Genomic DNA, 17,616 nt, shown 5'->3' on the forward strand with positions numbered 1-17,616 from the left:
AAACAAAATTAGGATGTGCTGGCGTGTTGCTTGCTTTGAACAGGCAAGCTGATTTGGAAGATGGCACCACCGTCAGGATGATTTTGAGCGCTAATCTGCCCGCCATGATCAAGCATAATCTGTCGGCTAATGGCGAGGCCGAGCCCGGTGCCACCACCGACTTTGACACGGCTGCTTTGGATAAATTTATCAAATATCGTTTCTAGCTCTTCAGGTGGAATGCCTGGGCCATGATCATGCACTTCAACCCCTACGGCAGGGCTACCATCATCGAGGGTGACTTCGGGCAAAAATTGGATATCAATATTGCTGCCGACAGGGCTAAATTTGATGGCATTTGATAGTAAATTAACCATGACTTGGGTGATGCGGGCTTTGTCAAAAATGGCCAGAATTTCTTCTTGCCCATCGTCCATTTTGATTTGCAATTGCTTACCGCTGATCAATGAGCCCATTTCTGCGCTGGCCATGCGCACGATCAGCTGCAGACTGTGTCGCCCTTTGTCGTAGCTCATTTTATTGGCTTCGAGGCGTGACATATCGAGCAGATCATTTAATAACACCAGAAGGCGTTTGCCTGAGGCATTAATGCGCTCGTAATAGCGATTGAGGTGGGCATTTTCAGGCAGATCGAGTTTGCTCGTTTTGGCGAGTCCCATTTCCGAGAAGGATAAAATCGCATGCATCGGCGTGCGCAACTCATGACTCATATTGGCCAAGAATGATGATTTGGCAAAGTTGGCACTTTCGGCGGCATCTTTGGCTTCGACCAAGCGTTTTTCGATTTCTTTGAGCTGGGCAATGTCGGTAAAGAAGGCGTAGGCATATTCGATGTTTTCATTTTCATCGAGGACTACACCACTATTGATCAGGAAAGGTCGAATGCGTCCGTGTTGATCGGCTAATTCAATATCCTTGGTAGTATGCTCTTGCAGAGCAAGGTCCATAAGGTCTTGCGGGAAGAACGGGGTACAGGTATCACCCCAGAGTGATTGTGGATTTAAGCCAATTAAGGTTTCCCGGCTAAAGCCTAAGAGGCGAGAAAACGAATGGTTTACATCGCAAATACGGTGTTGCGTATCGATGAGCAAAAAGCCGTCAGCAGTTTGGTCAATAATCGTACGGTTCAGTCGTTCAGATTGGCGCAATGCCTGAGCAGCAATACGCTGCGCAGTAATATCTTCAATTACGGCAATCATGCCCTTGCTCATATCACCCGCAACCAAGGCTTTGGCATAGATCATCGCCCAGAATGGCGTATGGTCACGTCGATATAGCTCGGTCTCTCCACGGTAAACCCCACCAGTAGCAATGCGCGACCAGATTTTTTGCCGAGTTTCATCAAATTGATCAGAAGACTGAAAAATATGCTGCGTCGAGGTGCCGATGATGTCACTGCTGGCGTAGCCAAACAGTAATTCAAACGCAGGGTTGACCAAGCGCACCACATTATTCATCGACAGCATGATGGCCAGTGGGCTGGCATCAAGTACCGTACGGATTTCCGCCGTACGTTCTTGCACCATTTCATGTAGTTGGTCACGGTGCTGGCGCAGTTCCTGTTCGGCTTGACGTCGCTGTGAGATGTCACGAGCAGTACAGCAGATATACGCTTCACGCTGGAATTTAATCAGCGAGAGCGTGAGCTCCATCGGGGTGGTATTGCCATTATTGTCGTGCAAAGCACTTTCGAGGCTGACTTGCTTTTCATTTTGTAATTGTTGCCAATAAGCCAGCCACGCTTGATCGTTAATGTCGGCAAAAAGGTCGCCAAAATGTTGATTCATCAATTCACGCCGGCTTAAACCAGACATCGCCGCCAGACTCTTATTGGCATAACGAATTAGGCCGCTATGATCGCACCAAAGGGTTAAATCGGGGGATTCATCAACGGTATGTTGTGTTAAAAATATTCGGCCTTCAATGTCTTCAACACGGCGAATTTGACGCAATAGTAAGTACAACAAGATCGAAACTACGGCCATTAAGCCCAGTCCAGCCAAAATGCGGGTGATTGTTTGAGTTTGGAAGGTCGCGAGTAGGGTGTCTAGCTCGTGGGTGATGACAATGATGAGCGGTAAATCACTTTGATTGACCATAAAGGTCACCAACTGATCTGCACCCTGTGGTGTTTTGGTAATGAAGGAGCTACTGCGCTTGAGGCGTAATTGTTCAAAACGCAGCGAGTCGTGCTGACGTAAATTGCTCGCGAGTTTGTTTTCGTCAAAAGGATAATTAACCAACACCACGCCATCACTACGCAAGACCTGAATCTTGACCCCTTTGGGCAGTGTTAGTGATTCGTAGAATTTTAGAAAATAGGAGGGCTCCATGCCCGAGAGCAATACCCCGCCAAATTCACCACTTGGTAAATCGATTCGACGCGTTAATGGGATAAGCCATTTACCATCGGTGCGCGAAATAACTGGTTCGCTGATGAAGTTTTGCGTGGTTGAGTATTTGCTGTGATATTGAAAATAACTACGATCGGAAAGGTCTATTTTCCTGGCTGGAAATTCCAATCCATGGCTATGAATAATGCCATTGGGGCCGATGGTGATAATGCCGCGAATTTGCGGCGTAAGGCGGACTTTATCTTTGAGCAGCAGGTGCATCAGATATTCATCGGCATGCTCAACCCCGCCTTGCCGATCAAGATCTTCGGCAATATTTTGCATTCCTTGCTCGGCCGATAAAAAAGCACGAGTCGCATTTTCATCGAGCGCCCGCGCTAGCGATTGATCGCTGCGTTCTGCTTCAGCAATCGCTTGGTGATAATCACGCACGGTAATCCATGCCAGCGTCAGCAGCACCAATAACACCATCACGCCATAAAAACCCAGCAAACCCGTGCGCAACGCGCGCAAGGTATGCCGGGTGTTGGTATTTGGCGTTTTTGTACCGTCAAAAATACCTAAATCAAAGATTTTTCTTGGCCTCCAGCGCTTCCCAGCGCTCAAGCTTTTCTAGGGTCAGTAATTCAATCGCTTCAATTCTAGCTTGCATTTCACGCGCTTTGTCGGGGGCGGTGCGATAAATTGTAGGATCGAGTAAAGACTGTTGTAATTGTGCTTGCTCGGCTTCTAATGCTTCCAAGTCAGCTGGCAATCGCTCTAGTTCCCGATTTTCATTGAAACTTAATTTATTGCGATTGTTTTTCGACTTGTCCTCAGCGGCAGGTTTAACTGCTGGCGCTGTTGCAGTAGTGGTTGTTGCCTTTTTCAACTCTGCTTGGCTAGCCTGCATGCGTGAGCGGGCGCTAATCCAATCGGCATAGCCACCTGCATTTTCAAGTAGTTGGCCGTTTGGCTCAAAAACGATAGTTTGAGTGACCACATTATCTAGAAACGCGCGGTCGTGGCTCACGACGAAAACGGTGCCGGTATAACTTGAAAGTAATTCTTCCAAGAGCTCTAAAGTATCGATGTCCAAGTCATTCGTCGGCTCGTCCAATACCAGAATGTTGGCTGGCTTAGTAAAGAGGCGAGCCAAGAGCAAGCGATTGCGCTCGCCACCTGATAAGGACTTGACTGGGCTGCGCGCACGTTCAGCAGGGAATAAAAACTCTTCCAGATAGCCAATGATGTGTTTGCGCTGTCCGCCAATTTCGACATAGTCGTTGCCTTGTCCGACAGTGTCGGCCACGGATTGCTCTTCATCGAGTTGCTCGCGGAATTGGTCAAAATAGGCAACTTGCAAATTTGTACCCTGTTTGACGCTACCTGTATCAGGTTGCAAGTCGCCCAGAATCATTTTCAATAATGTCGTCTTGCCTGCACCATTGGGGCCGATCAAACCGATCTTGTCACCACGTAAAAGGCGAGTGGTGAAATTCTTAATTAGAACTTTTTCGCTACCATCTGGATTGGTGTAGGACTTGCTAACGTTTTCCAATTCAGCAACGAGTTTGCCACTTCGTTCACCTGCATCCAGTTGAAATGAGACATTACCAACGCGCTCGCGGCGGGCAGCACGCTCACGACGTAATTGTTCGAGTCGGCGAACGCGACCTTCGTTACGGGTGCGACGCGCTTTAATCCCTTGGCGGATCCAAACTTCTTCTTGTGCGAGGACTTTATCAAACTGACGATTGGCCGTTTCTTCAATCGCAAGTAATTCGGCTTTTTTGGTTTCATACGCCGAAAAATTACCAGGGAAGCTCACGATATTGCCGCGATCCAGTTCGACTATTCGCGTGCTGACATTATCGAGGAAGCTACGATCGTGGGTAATAAACAGTACGCTGCCAGCAAAACCTTTAAGTAAGGTTTCCAGCCATTCAATTGCACTGACGTCCAAATGGTTGGTCGGCTCATCAAGCAGCAGAATATCGGGCTCCGTGACCAAGGCGCGTGCGAGTGCCACACGTTTTTTCCAGCCGCCAGACAATGAACTGACCAGCGTGTCGGGTGGTAAATTCAAAATCGACATCGTATTGGCAATGAGCGAATCTAAACGCCAGCCATCTTGGTTTTCTAATTCATGCTGCAAATCTGCGAGTTTTTGCATGCCTTCATCAGAGTCGTCTAAATCATGAATTGCCGCATGGTAATCGACCAATAACTGGCGCACATTGCCCAAGCCTTCGGCGACTGCTTCATAAACAGTATGGCTTGGATCAAACACGGGTTCTTGGGGGACAAATGCCATTTTGGCATTATTAATCAGTCGAATTGCACCCTCATCAAGTTTATTGACGCCTGCAATTGTCTTTAGTAACGATGATTTACCCGCGCCATTGCGACCAATCAAACCTACGCGTTCGCCTGGTTCTAAAACCAGATTTGCTCCATCGAGTAGAGGCCAGTGACCGAAGGCAAGATGGGCATTTTCAACAATGAGCAGTGGCATGAATAAACTTAAGAGATGATTTTATAAGCCGCAATTATACGTCGTGCGTTTGGACAATGACATGCTGCGATATAGAATCAATGCAATTGAATTTTGGAGCAGGCCGCATGAAGCGAGCTTTGTCCTTGTTTTTCCGTGTTTTTTTCTGTCTAGTGGCTAGCTTAATGGCCGTGCAAAGCATGGCCGCTAGCAAGGCCAAACCGAAGGCTGCTGCGGTTGACCGAGCCCACCCTGTATTACAACAGGCCAGCGAGCTGGCGCAGGATGGGCAATATGACTCTAGTAACCCGCCTGCCCGCCTCAGGGTACTCGTGGCTCTTGGCCCATCGACCTATTTTATTAAATATGGTAAACCGCACGGATTGGAATATGCATTCTTACAAGGTTTTGAAGCCGAGTTAAATCGCCGCCGAGCCAAAAACCGCCCACCTATTCGTTTTCAATATATTCCTATTGATGCCGGCGAATTAATTCCCGCCTTGCGCGAAGGTCGAGGTGATATTGCCGCGGGCATGATCCCATATAGTGAAGGCCTAAAATCGCTCATTGCCGTAACCGAGCCTTATGCCAAAGATGAGTGGTGTTTGGTCAGTCACACAAGTAATCCCATCACCTTTGAGAATATCAGTCAAAAACCTCTGAGCTTGGGCAGTGGTAGCTTGGGTCGTCGCCTCCTGGCTACGGAAGGTAAAACGGATCTGGTGATTGAAGAACCAGCAACAGGGTTTAATGCAGAAATGGTTTTACGCGAGATTGATAGCACCCCCGCTATGCAAACCTTGGCCAGCAAGCATATTTTTAAATTATGGTCCCCAAACTACGCCAATCTCAAACAGGCAGAATGCCTTAGTACTAATGTGTCATGGGTATGGGGGGTGCGCAAAGAAAATCACGCACTTGCCGAGGATTTGAATGCTTATATCAATAGCAAAAATAGCGTAACCATTGAAAAGGCGATTGAGCAAACACGGCGTTTTTTGATTGCGGGAGGCAAAGTTGAAAGCACTGACAAAATTTCGTCGATGGATAAACTAGCTATCTTTGCGCCCATTTTTCAAACCGCAGCAGCTGCAAATAATGTCGATTGGCTATTGCTTGCTGCGATTGGTCAGAAAGAATCGAAATTGAGCGCTGTTATCCGAAAGAAAGGCCCGACAGGGGTGATGCAGATTAATCCTTCTACGGCTCGCGCCATGGGGGTGAGTGATCCGCATGGCAATGAAGGTAATATTTCGGCGGCTGCGATTTACTTGGGCTATCTGCGAAAAATGTTTAGCAAGCAGGGCGTGACAGAAGAAAATCAACTCTATTTCATGATTGCAGCCTACAACGCAGGAGAGGGGCGTTTACAACAATTGCGCAATCAAACCCAGAAAAAAGGCTTAGATCCAAACGTATGGGTCGGTAATGTGGAGCAAATGGCCCTTCACTCGGTTAGTAAAGGCATGGTTGATTATGTTTCAACGGTCAATCGCTTGTATCTCGCGTATCAAGCCGCCGAAAAGGTAACAGGCAAACAAAAAAAAGCGACGGATAATTAATGCATTAAGTTGCTGGTTTGGGGCTAAAACACGTATTGCGCCCCAAATCTGTAGTGTTTGTAATAAAACTACGTGAGTAGTGCGCTTGCGATTCGCAAAAAATTACTAAAAATTACTAAAAAAATGTTGAAAAAAAATACAGGTTTAGCTTTTTACCTGTTTTAAGTCATGTCTTTCAGTCGCTAACTGGCGTATTGTTCTGCCTGAACAACCCAGCTTTTTCTTTCGGAGACTTCGTTCTATGCATTGCGGTACAAAAATTGTAGCCACGCTTGGCCCAGCTTCAACTGACCCAGTGGTATTGGAAAGCCTGATTCAGGCAGGTGTTAATACAGTTCGTCTGAACTTCTCTCACGGTACGGCGCAAGACCATATCGATCGCGCCGCCACGGTTCGTGGTATCGCTAAAAAGCTGGGTAAATCAGTGGCGGTGTTGGCTGACTTGCAAGGCCCAAAAATCCGCGTTGGTAAATTCGAAAAAAACAAAATCGAATTGGTGAAAGGCGCTAAGTTTGTGCTGGATGCTGAGTGTGAATTGGGTAACCAAGACACCGTAGGTCTGGATTATAAAGAATTGCCAAATGACGTTGAGCCAGGCGTTGTGCTGCTATTGGACGACGGTAAAATCCAATTGGTGGTTGATTCTGTCGTTGGCGCCAAAGTATTTACCACCGTGACTGTGGGCGGCCCGCTGTCCAATAATAAAGGTATTAATCGCCAAGGCGGCGGCTTGACTGCTCCGGCGTTGACTGCCAAAGACATGGAAGACATCAAAACTGCTGCAGTTTTGGAAGCCGATTACATTGCCGTTTCATTCCCAAAATCAGCTGCTGATATGTATATGGCACGCACTTTGGTGCGCGCTGCGGGCGGTCACGCTTTGCTGATTGCCAAAATCGAGCGTACTGAAGCCATTACTAACCTCGAAGAAATCCTCGATGCTTCTGACGGTATCATGGTTGCGCGTGGTGACTTGGCGGTTGAAGTGGGCGATGCCGCTGTTCCTGCCTTGCAAAAACGCATGATCAAACTGGCTCGTAAGAAACACAAATTGACCATCACTGCGACGCAAATGATGGAATCAATGATTACTAGCCCAGTGCCGACACGCGCCGAAGTTTCGGATTGCGCCAATGCGGTATTGGATGGCACCGATGCAGTCATGCTGTCGGCTGAATCTGCTGCGGGTAAATACCCGCTGGAAGCAGTTCAAGCGATGGCACGGACGTGTCTGGAAGCTGAACGTTCAGGCGAAGGCAAAATCGAAGGCGAATTCGATAATGTCAGCGATTTTGAGCGCATCGACCAAGCGGTAACGATGGCTGCGGTTTACGCCAGCAGCAATATGAATGTGAAAGCGATCATGTGCATTTCTCATTCGGGCGCTTCAGCGTTGTGGTTGTCACGTTATATCACTGGTGTGCCTATCTATGTATTCACACAAGAGATCAACACTTATCGTAAATTGGCGCTTTACCGTCATGTAACCCCAATTATGGTGGACGCGAAAATCGGTGCTGATCGTGAAGATCACGTGGCCTACGCACAATTGGAATTGCTGCGCACCGGTAAAGTTGTACCAGGCGATCGCGTGGTCGTGACTTTTGCGTCACACAAAAACGGCCCAAATTCTGGTGCCAACACCATGCGTATTATCCAAATTGGTCAAGGCCAACGCGTGTAAGCGTATGTCATGACAGCACATCAAACAGCCGGCTGATTGCCGGCTGTTTTTTTATGGCGGGAATCTGGAGTTCGCATGAATTATCAAGTTGATGAATCTGATGTGGTGTTTTCTGCGATTCGAGCGCAAGGCGCTGGCGGGCAAAATGTAAACAAAGTGTCGAATGCCATCCATCTGCGCTTTGATATTCGCCAATCGCGTTTGAGCGATGATCTCAAAGAGCGCTTATTGCATTGGCCAGATCAGCGCATTAGCAAAGAGGGCGTGATCATCATCAAAGCCCAAGCCTCACGCAGTCTGGAGGCCAATCGCTACGAGGCAATGCAACGCCTGCAAGCGTTAATCGATCAAGTCGCTCATCGCCCCAAAGCCAGGCGTGCCACCAAGCCAAGTTGGGGATCGCAGCAAACTCGCATGGACAAGAAAAACCTGCGTGGCTCAATTAAATCGCTGCGCGGGAAAGTTCGCATCGATTAATTGGCGCTGCGGCGCGTACAATAGCGTTTTAGCAAAGAGAAACGCGCCATGAGCACAGATAGCCAAAAAGGCCCCGAAGCAATTCGCCTCTCCAAACGCATGGCGGAGCTTGGACTTTGCTCGCGCACGCAAGCCGATGTATTGATCGCCGAAGGGCGCGTTCAAGTGGATGGTCAGATTGTCGACGTCCTAGGTAGCCGTGTTCTGCCGCATCAGGACATTAAAATCCTTGAAACCGATATGCTCAGTAGCATGCTGGCACCCAGCGATAAGGTGACTTTGCTTTGGCATAAACCTGCCGGTGTTGCAGCTTGGCCTGGGGAAGAATATACGCAGTTTTTTGTACCGGAAAATCGCGCTGCTGACGATCGATCTGGGATAGTCTGGATCAAGAAACACCGCTCACGTTTGGTTACGCCACTAGGGCTAGATGCCGATGCAACGGGTTTGGTGCTGTTAACGCAGGACGTTCGTTTGGCCCAAAAGCTCGCACAGATCAATGACTATGAGCAGGAATATTTGGTCTGGCTCGATCAAGTCGCCAGTGCCGAGCAAATTGATGCCATGAATGCCGTCAAAATGTTTGACGAGCAGCCAATCAAGGGCTGGAAAACCAGTCGTCAAAGCGAGCAGCAATTGCGCATGGTGATACGTGCGAATGCTGAGGGCGTGGTGCCTGATCTTTGCGATGTAGCTGGTTTGACAGTGACTGCCTACAAGCGCAACCGGATCGGCCGTCTGCCGCTGGGCTCGCTTGAAGTCGGGCAGTGGCGCTATTTACTGCCAAACGAAAAAGTGTAGGGTATATGGGTGAAGGCTTTTATTTATAAAGTCTTCATGCCTATACATCGCTATATATCTATGCGCGATGCCCCGCTTCAAGCTGGGTGCGGATGACGCGATTGAATGCGGCAATCCAGTCTGCCGCAAATTGTCGATCACCGGCGTTAATTTCAGCAATGGCGCGTAAGGTCGATTTTTGCTGGCCACGATGGCTATGGCGCAGCAAAATCGCATCAAAAGCATCGACCAGCGCCAAAATTTTGGCGCCATCACAAATCTCATTGGCCGTGAGCCCGTTTGGATAGCCACTGCCATTGATTTGTTCGTGATGCTGCAAAATCATCTGCGCAGCATCTTGCCAGCCTGCAATCCGATTGGCCCATTCTGCGGACCAAGCGGGGTGGCGAGCCATTTGTTGGCGGGCCTCATCACTGAGTTTTTCTGTTTTTAGCCACATTGATTCGGGCAAAAACATCATGCCAATATCATGAAGGTAAACCGCCGCTTCAAGTTGTTGCGGATCAACGCGGTTGCCAGCGGCCAAATTCGTCGCCAAAGCGAGCTCAAGCTTGCGAGTCGTGCGGCCTTGATACAAAGGCGAGCGTTGATCGAGTTGCAGAGATAGCTCGCGAAAAAAACGCAAATCCTGATGCGTTTCCGCGATGCTGCGTTCCATTTCGGGTTGATGGCGAGCCGCCATCCGCGCTGCGCTAGGTTTAAAGCCCGTGACGGCCTCAATCAGCCGCGCTGCTGCGGCATTAATTAATTGTGGTTCTTGCTGCGATAAGGCATTTAGCCCATCAGCTAGCGCTGGTAGCGCAAGGGCGCTGACGTTCTGCCCCTCTGCCAGCATGGCGATGCATTGCTCAAGTCGATCCAAGGTGAGCAAAATGACATCACCTAGGAAATCCGTTAAAGCAACTTCACCCGCGCGCATGCGCGATAGCAAGGTTTCAACGCCATGCACTAGCGGGATGACAAAGTTTAGGCGGCATAAACCTGCATCACCTTTGATATTATGAAACAGCCGAAATAGGCTGGTGATTTTTGCGCCATCATCAGGGCTACGCTTTAATTCAGCCAGCAGGCTTTCAATTTTTGGTGCATTGTCGGCCAGCCCGTCGCGAAAATCATTAAAACTATTCCAGTCTTCAATTTGCGGATTGATCAGACTCGCGGTAATTTGGTCGGGGATGTTATTCATAAGGGCGGTAACCGAGGGTGGGGCTGGCCAAGTGATATCTCAGTATAGGCGGCTTGATTCATGCTTGACCATGTGAATGGGCAAGTTTGGATTAGATTGTGGTGCGCATTGAGCGCTGAATGTGGCATCCTGACAGAGCCGATGTGTGTCACAGGCAAAATCTGAATTAACGTATGAAAGGAATTGGCAATGGATATGGGGCAATTAGATGCAGTACAAATTCGGGTGCTGGGCGTATTAATCGAAAAAGAGCGTACCGTGCCCGATACCTATCCATTATCGATCAATGGTTTACTCGCGGGATGCAATCAAAAAAGTAGTCGTGAACCGGTGATGGAATTGACCGAAGGGGACATCATCGCTGCAATTGATGCACTCAAGCAAAATGGCTGGGTCATTGATCACTTGAGCGCACGTGTCGCTAAGTACAGTCATCAATTTGGCAAAGTATTGCAAATACCCAGCCAATCGGTGGCGGCCTTGGCGGTTTTGATGCTGCGAGGCCCACAAACAGCGGGTGAGTTACGCAATAATTGTGAACGACTCCATCGCTTTGCTGATATCTCTGCGATTGAGGCTTTCTTACAAGAATTGGCTGAGCGACCGAGTGGCGCATTGGTTAAATTATTACCTCGCCAGCCTGGTTCGCGTGAGCCGCGATGGGCGCATTTGCTGGCGGGAGATGTGGAATTGCCTATCGCAAGCCATTTGCCAAGCAGTGAAAATCAGCTTGGATTACTGACAAGAATCGAAGAGCTAGAGGCGCAATTGGCCGAGCTGAAAAGTGAGTTTGTGGCGTTAAAAACGCAGTTAGGCGCATAAAAAAGGCGGCTTGAGTAAAAAAGTCGTCGTAATTATGCCGTTTTGCTCAATTTTTGCTCTTTTTATGTAAAAAATGCTTGCCAGCGCTGCCGCGCTCGGCGAATATATCAACCGCAGGATCTTCAAGCAGTGGATGTATGTTGTAGTGGCTAGGCCGTACCGCAGTGCTTTCCCTTGATTTTCGTGCATCTTTTATTTATTCCGCATTTTAGGATACGAAAAATGGCACAAGGTACCGTTAAGTGGTTCAACGACTCTAAAGGCTTCGGCTTTATTACTCCAGACGAAGGCGGCGAAGATCTGTTTGCTCACTTCTCACAAATCGTGTCTAAAGGTTTCAAAACCTTGGCTGAAGGTCAAAAAGTTTCTTTCGAAGTAACTACTGGCCCTAAAGGCAAACAAGCTTCTAACATCCAACCTCTGTAATTCAGAGCGGATAGTTAGCTTGAAAAAAACCCAGCGCTGCTGGGTTTTTTGTTGTCTGTCATTTCGGCTTATTGATTTTCTGGCCGTTTGCCGACGATGGGGGTATAAAAAGCGCGTATTTTAGCCATATCTGCCTCAATATCACCGGTCGGATAGAACACCTCACCACAGCCACCCATTTTGCGGCCAAAGTCGATGTAGCCCAACACAATCGGCAATTGACTACCGAGCGCGATGTAATAAAAGCCGGTTTTCCACTTTTCGACTTTTTTGCGTGTGCCCTCGGGAGGAATCGCAACAACTAATTGCTCATGCTCGCCAAAGACTTGCACCATCTGCTCGACCAGTGAATTCGATTTACGGCGATCGACGGGGATGCCGCCTAACCAGCGTGATAGCGGGCCGAGCGGCCCAGCAAACAGCGTATGTTTACCCATCCAGTAGACTTTCTGTTCCCGGGCAAAGCAAATGGCCATCCCGATCGGAAAATCCCAATTGCTGGTATGCGGCGCGCCGATCAATACGTACTTGGGCAAATTGGGAAACTCACCCTCAATTTTCCAACCGAAAATCCGTAATATCAGCCGGCCAAAGGCGGGGAGAATATGCCGCAATATCGGCGTATCGAAAATCGTGCGTTGCATTATTTGGCCTGAGTTTTTCCGAGCAATTTGCTCATCAGATTATTCATGCCCGCCTTGCGTTTTTTATCCTGAGCACTGGCCGTGCCAAAACGGTCTGGCGTGCTTGTGCCCTGCAGATCGTTGTGTAGTTTTTCTGCTTTGCGTTTTTCCAATTCGTATTTTTTCATTGGCATGATGGTTTTCCTTAATCTAGGAGGCGTATTCTACGGATTACTGTCCATAAAGTCCTAAAAAAACGATGAATCTGGCTGAACTCTCGATCAAAGTCCGGCAATTTGCCGACGAGCGCGATTGGCGCAAATATCATAATCCGAAAAATCTAGTGATGGCGATGTCGGTTGAAATGGCCGAACTCGTTGAACATTATCAATGGCTCACTCCCGAAGAAGCCTCACACTTGGAAGTCGATGAGCAATCGCCCATTGCGCAAGAAATGGCTGATGTCATGCTGTATATGCTACGGCTGGCCGATGAGTTGGGGGTCGATATTGAAGATGCCATTTTGCATAAGATGACACTCAATGCACAGAAATACCCTGTAAAATAATTCGATGTATATCGCTGAAAATCAATTGGTATCTGGTTTTTATGGCTATACCCATTAAATTTATTGGAGTTTGTTATGGTTAAGTGTGTAATTTCTGATATGGATGGTGTGATCTACCGAGGTAAGCAACTCATACCTGGTGCCAACGAGTTTGTGCAAAAGCTGCATGCTGATAAAACCCCATTTTTATTCTTAACCAATAACGCCGAGCAAACGCCTCTTGATTTGAAACTAAAACTGGAATCACTCGGTATTCACGATCTGACAGAAGATAATTTCATTACCAGTGCCATGGCCACTGCAATGTTTCTGCGCCAGCAAAAAGAGCGGGCAAAGGTCTATGTGATTGGCGGCGGCGGTCTGATTAACGAGCTGTATAACGTGGGTTTTTCGATTTCCGAATCCAACCCTGATTATGTGGTGGTGGCCAAATCGTCGACCTTTAGTTTTGAGCAACTTAAAAAAGCGGTTCGTTTTATTGATCATGGCGCGAAATTTATTGGCACGAATCCCGATATGATCGACCCGATTGAAGGGGGAAATGAGCCCGCCGCCGGGACGATATTGGCCGCGATTTCGGCCGCTACAGGCAAAAAACCCTATATTGTCGGCAAACCCAATGCGCTAATGATGATGCTGGCGAGCCGCAAGTTGGGCATGCATCCCGAAGATTGTGTAATGGTTGGCGATCGGATGGATACCGATATTGTGGGCGGTATGGAAGCGGGAATGAAAACTGCACTGGTGCTGTCGGGGGTCACGACCACCGCGATGCTCAATGATTTCCCGTATAAGCCTGATTATGTCTTTAATCATGTTGGGGAAATTGATTTCAAATCGTTATAATTACGGCAATTAAAACATTCGGCCTTTGCGCCGCGAGCGTTTCGTATGAAATTTGAGCACTTAGTCCAAATTAATGACTTACTCAGCCCTACAGCCCCGCCGTTGACGCGCAATCAAGTGTGGCAAGGCTTGGTTTATCGGGCTGAGTCGCCCAAAGAGTTCGTTGAGCATATCGATGAAGCTTATATTTTGCATCGCCATGAGCAAGGCATTCATCGCCGGGTGATTATGGGTAAACTGGAAGTCATTGATCATATCTATTACGAATATGAATCAGCGGTGCATTACGATACCCAACCCAGTGATTTGCATTTGGGTGGCAAATTATGGATGAAAATCGAAGAGCCGCAAGAGATGGCGCTGTTCGTGCGTTTCATCTACGAAACGCCTCATCCAGAGGATGCAGATCCTGAGCTCGATAAATACCTCAGCTACCTCAAGTCTGCATGGCAAGAGGCCGATATCGATACGATACGCTTGATTAAGCAGCTTGCTCAGGAAGGGCGATTGGGCTAATTGAGTTAAGCAATAAAAAAGGGACTACAAATTGTAGTCCCTTTTTTATTATCGTTTACGCATTACCCAAAAGCTTATAAGTCCCACTCCAAGCAGTGTAAGCAGGCTGAGTAAGTCAAATGCACTGAAGATCGACGTGGCAGAATAAGTCGTTGGAACCGTGACAGAAATAACGCCAGCTACTTTGCCTAACTCATAACCATAACCCTGAGTGGGGTATAAATTGCGCACCGAGTTTGGCGCTTTTTCAGCAGAGGCGTGACAACGCATACACGCTTCAGTGGCGATTAGGGCGCGAGCATAATGTAATGTCCCATTTTTGACTTCACTGTATTCGAGCGTATTATTTTTTCGCATATTTTCGATTGAATCTGTTTCGAAAACTGTCGGGCTATTTTTGGGGTTCATGTATTTATCGGATGTAATCCGATATGACGTATTGTTCTGATTTTTCTGCATTAAATCAGATATTTCACGCTGAATTAATGCTGGGTTTTTTAAGTGAAAATCGAGTGTGGTTTCTACTTGCTCTTGGCTAGTCACGGAGTTGTCGTTATTAGCTAACGTGACAGTCAATGTATCTAGGTGGGAACCTAGATCGACGGCTTGACCTTTGCCTTCTTTAATCCAAACACCGCGATATTGCGAAGCCCATTGCCCAATATGTTCAACCATATTTGCTACGGTGCGTGCTTGATTCAGTTGCTCTTTTTCGTAGATAGATTTGCCTAGCGTAAAGGCGAGTAATAGAGCTGCTACTAGAACAACTAAGGTCTTGATGGTGGTGTTCATTTCACTCTCTGCGTAAATACTTTTGGACAAGTTGTCAGAATTTTCTTGGTTTCGCTGTAATTTTTCGTAACCAAGCGGCATCTTAAATTATGTGTAGAGTGAAATAAATAATTAATACAATTGATGGTCTTTCTTGTGTCTTTATTAAGCTTCGCCGCCACCTTTCTTCATGATTTTGCCTTCAGCCGCACGCTGGCGACGGACTTCTTTGGGGTCTGCGATGAGGGGGCGATAGATTTCAACTCGATCTTTTTCGCGTAAAACGGTATCGAGTTTGACTGCTTTGGCAAAGATGCCAATTTTCTGCGTAGCCAGATCAATTTCTGGAAATTCAGCCAGAATGCCTGATTTTTCAATGGCCTGTTGAGCGGTGCTGCCGCTGGCTACCTTTACGCGTAAGAGCTTTTGTTTGGCTGCCGTCGCATAAACAACTTCAACATTAATCAGTGATTCGTTGTGGGCTGGCTTGTTCATGGTGTGTGTCTTATCCGTATTTACGATCGGCTTCTTTGACGAAGGCATCGACAAAAGTTGACGTGATTTTGCCAAACACGGGCCCGATCACGGCATCGAGGGTGCGGCTGGAAAATTCGTAATCAAGTTCGAATTCGATTTTGCAGGCATCTTCCATTAATGGCGTAAAACGCCAAGTGCCTGTTAGCGCCTGAAAAGGGCCATCGACAAAATGCATAATGATTTCGTTGTCCGATTTTGTGTCACGTGTGCGAAAGAAAGTGCTGACTTTCAAAAATTCAATTTTGATGGTGACATCCAAGATGGTCTCAGATCGTTCGTGCACTTCAACGCCGCCGCACCAGGGCAAAAAACGTTGGTAATCTTCGACACGATCGACCAATTCATACATTTTGGCGGCGGAGTGGGGCACAAGTACAGATTTGCGGATGGACTGCATGGTCATCAATGGGTAGGCGGGGTAAAATGGTCCGCTTGCGAAGGACTACTTTACGCCCTTGCTTGAAAACCATCGTTGCGACAGATTAAAGTCCGCCGAAAACATCCGCCAAAAAGTGAAAATGAACGAATATCCTACCGAGCTAGTTCGCGACATGCAAGCCGAATACAACGCCGCAGCGCAAGTCGATGAGACTGCGGCGTACCGCATCCCGCCCCATTCGGTGGAGGCCGAGCAATCGGTGCTGGGTGGTTTGATGCTGGATAACTCGGCATTTGACCGCGTGGCTGACATTATTGGCGATCAGGATTTCTATCGTGAAGACCATCGCCGGATCTATCAGGCGGTGTTAAAGCTGATTGAACATAATCGCCCCGCTGATGTGATTACGGTGAAGGAATCACTGGATATCACCAATGATCTTTCCTATGTGGGCGGCCTGGCTTATTTGGGCTCTTTGGTACAAAACACGCCGTCTGCGGCCAATATTCGTCGTTATGCCGAGATCGTGCGCGAGAAGTCGGTACTGCGCCAATTATCAGGTGTTGCGACTGAAATTGTAGATGCTACTTTTTTCCCTAATGGCCGTGATGCGAAGCAGATTCTCGACGAGGCCGAATCACGGGTATTCCAAATCGCTGAACAATCGGCGAAAGGCACGCAAGGTTTTCATGCGATGCCGCCGATTTTGAAAGAAATTGTCGAGCGCATTGATTATTTGTACCAGCAAGATAATCCGTCTGAAGTCACAGGTACACCGACTGGATTTATTGATCTCGATAAGATGACATCTGGCCTACAGGGCGGGGATTTAATTATCGTTGCAGGTCGTCCTTCGATGGGTAAAACGGCGTTCTCGGTCAATATTGCTGAGAATGTCGCGATCAATAGTAAATTGCCAGTGGCGATTTTCTCGCTTGAGATGGGCGCGGCTCAGCTCGGTATGCGTATGGTTGGCTCAGTTGGCAAGATCGATATGCATAAACTCAAAACAGGTCGTTTTGAGGATGAAGATTGGCTCAAACTCACGCATGCGGTCGGCAAATTATCCGAAGCGCCGATCTTTATTGAAGAGGCTGGCGCATTGACTGCGCTGGATGTTCGTACTCGCTCGCGCCGTTTGGCGCGCCAATGTGGCGGCCAGCTGGGCTTGATCGTGATCGACTATTTGCAATTGATGGCGGGGCGCCCAGGCGGTAAAGATCAAAATCGCGCCAGCGAGTTGGGCGAGATTTCGCGCTCGCTCAAAGGCTTGGCGCGTGAATTGAAATGCCCGATTATCGCGCTCTCGCAGTTATCGCGTTCGGTCGAGCAGCGTACCGATAAACGCCCGATGATGTCCGATTTGCGTGAATCTGGCGCGATCGAGCAGGATGCGGATTTGATTATGTTTATGTACCGCGACGAGTACTACAACCCCGATAGCCCGCACAAAGGTTTGGCCGAGTGTATTCTCGGTAAACACCGTAACGGCCCGGTTGGCCGGATTCCGTTGGTGTTCCAAGGTATGTATTCCCGTTTTGATAATGCCTTGATGCGGCCAGATGATTGGAATAGTGATCTGGAATAA

General features: G+C 48.0%; 18 protein-coding genes. 10 read left to right on the top strand and 8 right to left on the bottom strand.

Annotated features, from left to right (window positions below; translation table 11 throughout):
* Positions 1-8: 8 nt before the first annotated feature.
* Together HQ393_RS03275 and HQ393_RS03280 are read right to left on the bottom strand one after the other, a co-directional pair.
* Entirely contained in the window at positions 9-2,867 is a 2,859-nt protein-coding gene (locus HQ393_RS03275) for a PAS domain S-box protein (protein WP_179357438.1), read from the bottom strand.
* Positions 2,868-2,919: 52 nt separating this feature from the next.
* A complete protein-coding gene (locus HQ393_RS03280; RefSeq protein WP_179357439.1) occupies positions 2,920-4,851 on the bottom strand; it encodes an ATP-binding cassette domain-containing protein in 1,932 nt (643 codons plus the stop codon).
* 107 nt (positions 4,852-4,958) lie between these two features.
* Here HQ393_RS03280 and HQ393_RS03285 point away from each other — a divergent pair, with 107 nt between their 5' ends.
* From HQ393_RS03285 to HQ393_RS03300, 4 genes are all read left to right on the top strand, one after another.
* The gene (locus HQ393_RS03285; RefSeq protein ID WP_179357440.1) at positions 4,959-6,392 is read left to right on the top strand and encodes an MltF family protein; all 1,434 of its coding nucleotides are present in this window, start codon (positions 4,959-4,961) and stop codon (positions 6,390-6,392) included.
* 241 nt (positions 6,393-6,633) lie between these two features.
* Positions 6,634-8,076, top strand: a complete 1,443-nt coding sequence (gene pyk, locus HQ393_RS03290) for a pyruvate kinase (RefSeq protein WP_179357441.1) — start codon at positions 6,634-6,636, stop codon at positions 8,074-8,076.
* Positions 8,077-8,151: 75 nt separating this feature from the next.
* Positions 8,152-8,553, top strand: coding sequence for an alternative ribosome rescue aminoacyl-tRNA hydrolase ArfB (arfB, locus tag HQ393_RS03295; RefSeq protein ID WP_179357442.1), 402 nt, complete (start codon positions 8,152-8,154; stop codon positions 8,551-8,553).
* Between the two features lie 48 nt (positions 8,554-8,601).
* On the top strand, positions 8,602-9,354 hold the full coding sequence (locus HQ393_RS03300; protein WP_179357443.1) for a pseudouridine synthase: 753 nt from the start codon (positions 8,602-8,604) through the stop codon (positions 9,352-9,354).
* A gap of 58 nt (positions 9,355-9,412) precedes the next feature.
* Here HQ393_RS03300 and HQ393_RS03305 read toward each other — a convergent pair whose 3' ends face one another.
* Positions 9,413-10,540 (bottom strand): HD domain-containing phosphohydrolase, encoded by a 1,128-nt coding sequence (locus HQ393_RS03305; protein WP_179357444.1) that lies wholly within the window; start codon positions 10,538-10,540, stop codon positions 9,413-9,415.
* Between the two features lie 189 nt (positions 10,541-10,729).
* Here HQ393_RS03305 and HQ393_RS03310 point away from each other — a divergent pair, with 189 nt between their 5' ends.
* Together HQ393_RS03310 and HQ393_RS03315 are read left to right on the top strand one after the other, a co-directional pair.
* The gene (locus HQ393_RS03310; protein ID WP_179357445.1) at positions 10,730-11,362 is read left to right on the top strand and encodes a YceH family protein; all 633 of its coding nucleotides are present in this window, start codon (positions 10,730-10,732) and stop codon (positions 11,360-11,362) included.
* A 222-nt stretch (positions 11,363-11,584) separates the two neighbouring features.
* Positions 11,585-11,788 (top strand): cold-shock protein, encoded by a 204-nt coding sequence (locus HQ393_RS03315; protein WP_157670506.1) that lies wholly within the window; start codon positions 11,585-11,587, stop codon positions 11,786-11,788.
* 68 nt (positions 11,789-11,856) lie between these two features.
* Here HQ393_RS03315 and HQ393_RS03320 read toward each other — a convergent pair whose 3' ends face one another.
* Together HQ393_RS03320 and HQ393_RS03325 are read right to left on the bottom strand one after the other, a co-directional pair.
* Positions 11,857-12,432: a lysophospholipid acyltransferase family protein gene (locus HQ393_RS03320; RefSeq protein ID WP_179357446.1), complete on the bottom strand. Its 576-nt coding sequence runs from the start codon at positions 12,430-12,432 to the stop codon at positions 11,857-11,859.
* Positions 12,432-12,605, bottom strand: a complete 174-nt coding sequence (locus tag HQ393_RS03325) for a hypothetical protein (RefSeq protein WP_179357447.1) — start codon at positions 12,603-12,605, stop codon at positions 12,432-12,434. Before HQ393_RS03325 ends, HQ393_RS03320 begins: the two co-directional genes overlap by 1 nt.
* A gap of 65 nt (positions 12,606-12,670) precedes the next feature.
* Here HQ393_RS03325 and HQ393_RS03330 point away from each other — a divergent pair, with 65 nt between their 5' ends.
* From HQ393_RS03330 to HQ393_RS03340, 3 genes are all read left to right on the top strand, one after another.
* Positions 12,671-12,979, top strand: a complete 309-nt coding sequence (locus HQ393_RS03330; RefSeq protein WP_179357448.1) for a nucleotide pyrophosphohydrolase — start codon at positions 12,671-12,673, stop codon at positions 12,977-12,979.
* Positions 12,980-13,054: 75 nt separating this feature from the next.
* On the top strand, positions 13,055-13,825 hold the full coding sequence (locus HQ393_RS03335) for an HAD-IIA family hydrolase (protein ID WP_179357449.1): 771 nt from the start codon (positions 13,055-13,057) through the stop codon (positions 13,823-13,825).
* Between the two features lie 45 nt (positions 13,826-13,870).
* Positions 13,871-14,341 (top strand): SRPBCC family protein, encoded by a 471-nt coding sequence (locus HQ393_RS03340; RefSeq protein WP_179357450.1) that lies wholly within the window; start codon positions 13,871-13,873, stop codon positions 14,339-14,341.
* A 48-nt stretch (positions 14,342-14,389) separates the two neighbouring features.
* Here HQ393_RS03340 and HQ393_RS03345 read toward each other — a convergent pair whose 3' ends face one another.
* From HQ393_RS03345 to HQ393_RS03355, 3 genes are all read right to left on the bottom strand, one after another.
* A complete protein-coding gene (locus tag HQ393_RS03345; RefSeq protein ID WP_179357451.1) occupies positions 14,390-15,133 on the bottom strand; it encodes a Tll0287-like domain-containing protein in 744 nt (247 codons plus the stop codon).
* A gap of 144 nt (positions 15,134-15,277) precedes the next feature.
* A complete protein-coding gene (locus tag HQ393_RS03350; protein ID WP_179357452.1) occupies positions 15,278-15,607 on the bottom strand; it encodes an RnfH family protein in 330 nt (109 codons plus the stop codon).
* 10 nt (positions 15,608-15,617) lie between these two features.
* Positions 15,618-16,046 (bottom strand): type II toxin-antitoxin system RatA family toxin, encoded by a 429-nt coding sequence (locus tag HQ393_RS03355; RefSeq protein ID WP_179357453.1) that lies wholly within the window; start codon positions 16,044-16,046, stop codon positions 15,618-15,620.
* Positions 16,047-16,167: 121 nt separating this feature from the next.
* Between HQ393_RS03355 and dnaB the strand changes: the two genes are divergently transcribed.
* A complete protein-coding gene (gene dnaB, locus HQ393_RS03360) occupies positions 16,168-17,616 on the top strand; it encodes a replicative DNA helicase (protein WP_179357454.1) in 1,449 nt (482 codons plus the stop codon).

Origin of the sequence: Chitinibacter bivalviorum, assembly GCF_013403565.1 — a bacterium.
Taxonomy (GTDB): domain Bacteria; phylum Pseudomonadota; class Gammaproteobacteria; order Burkholderiales; family Chitinibacteraceae; genus Chitinibacter; species Chitinibacter bivalviorum.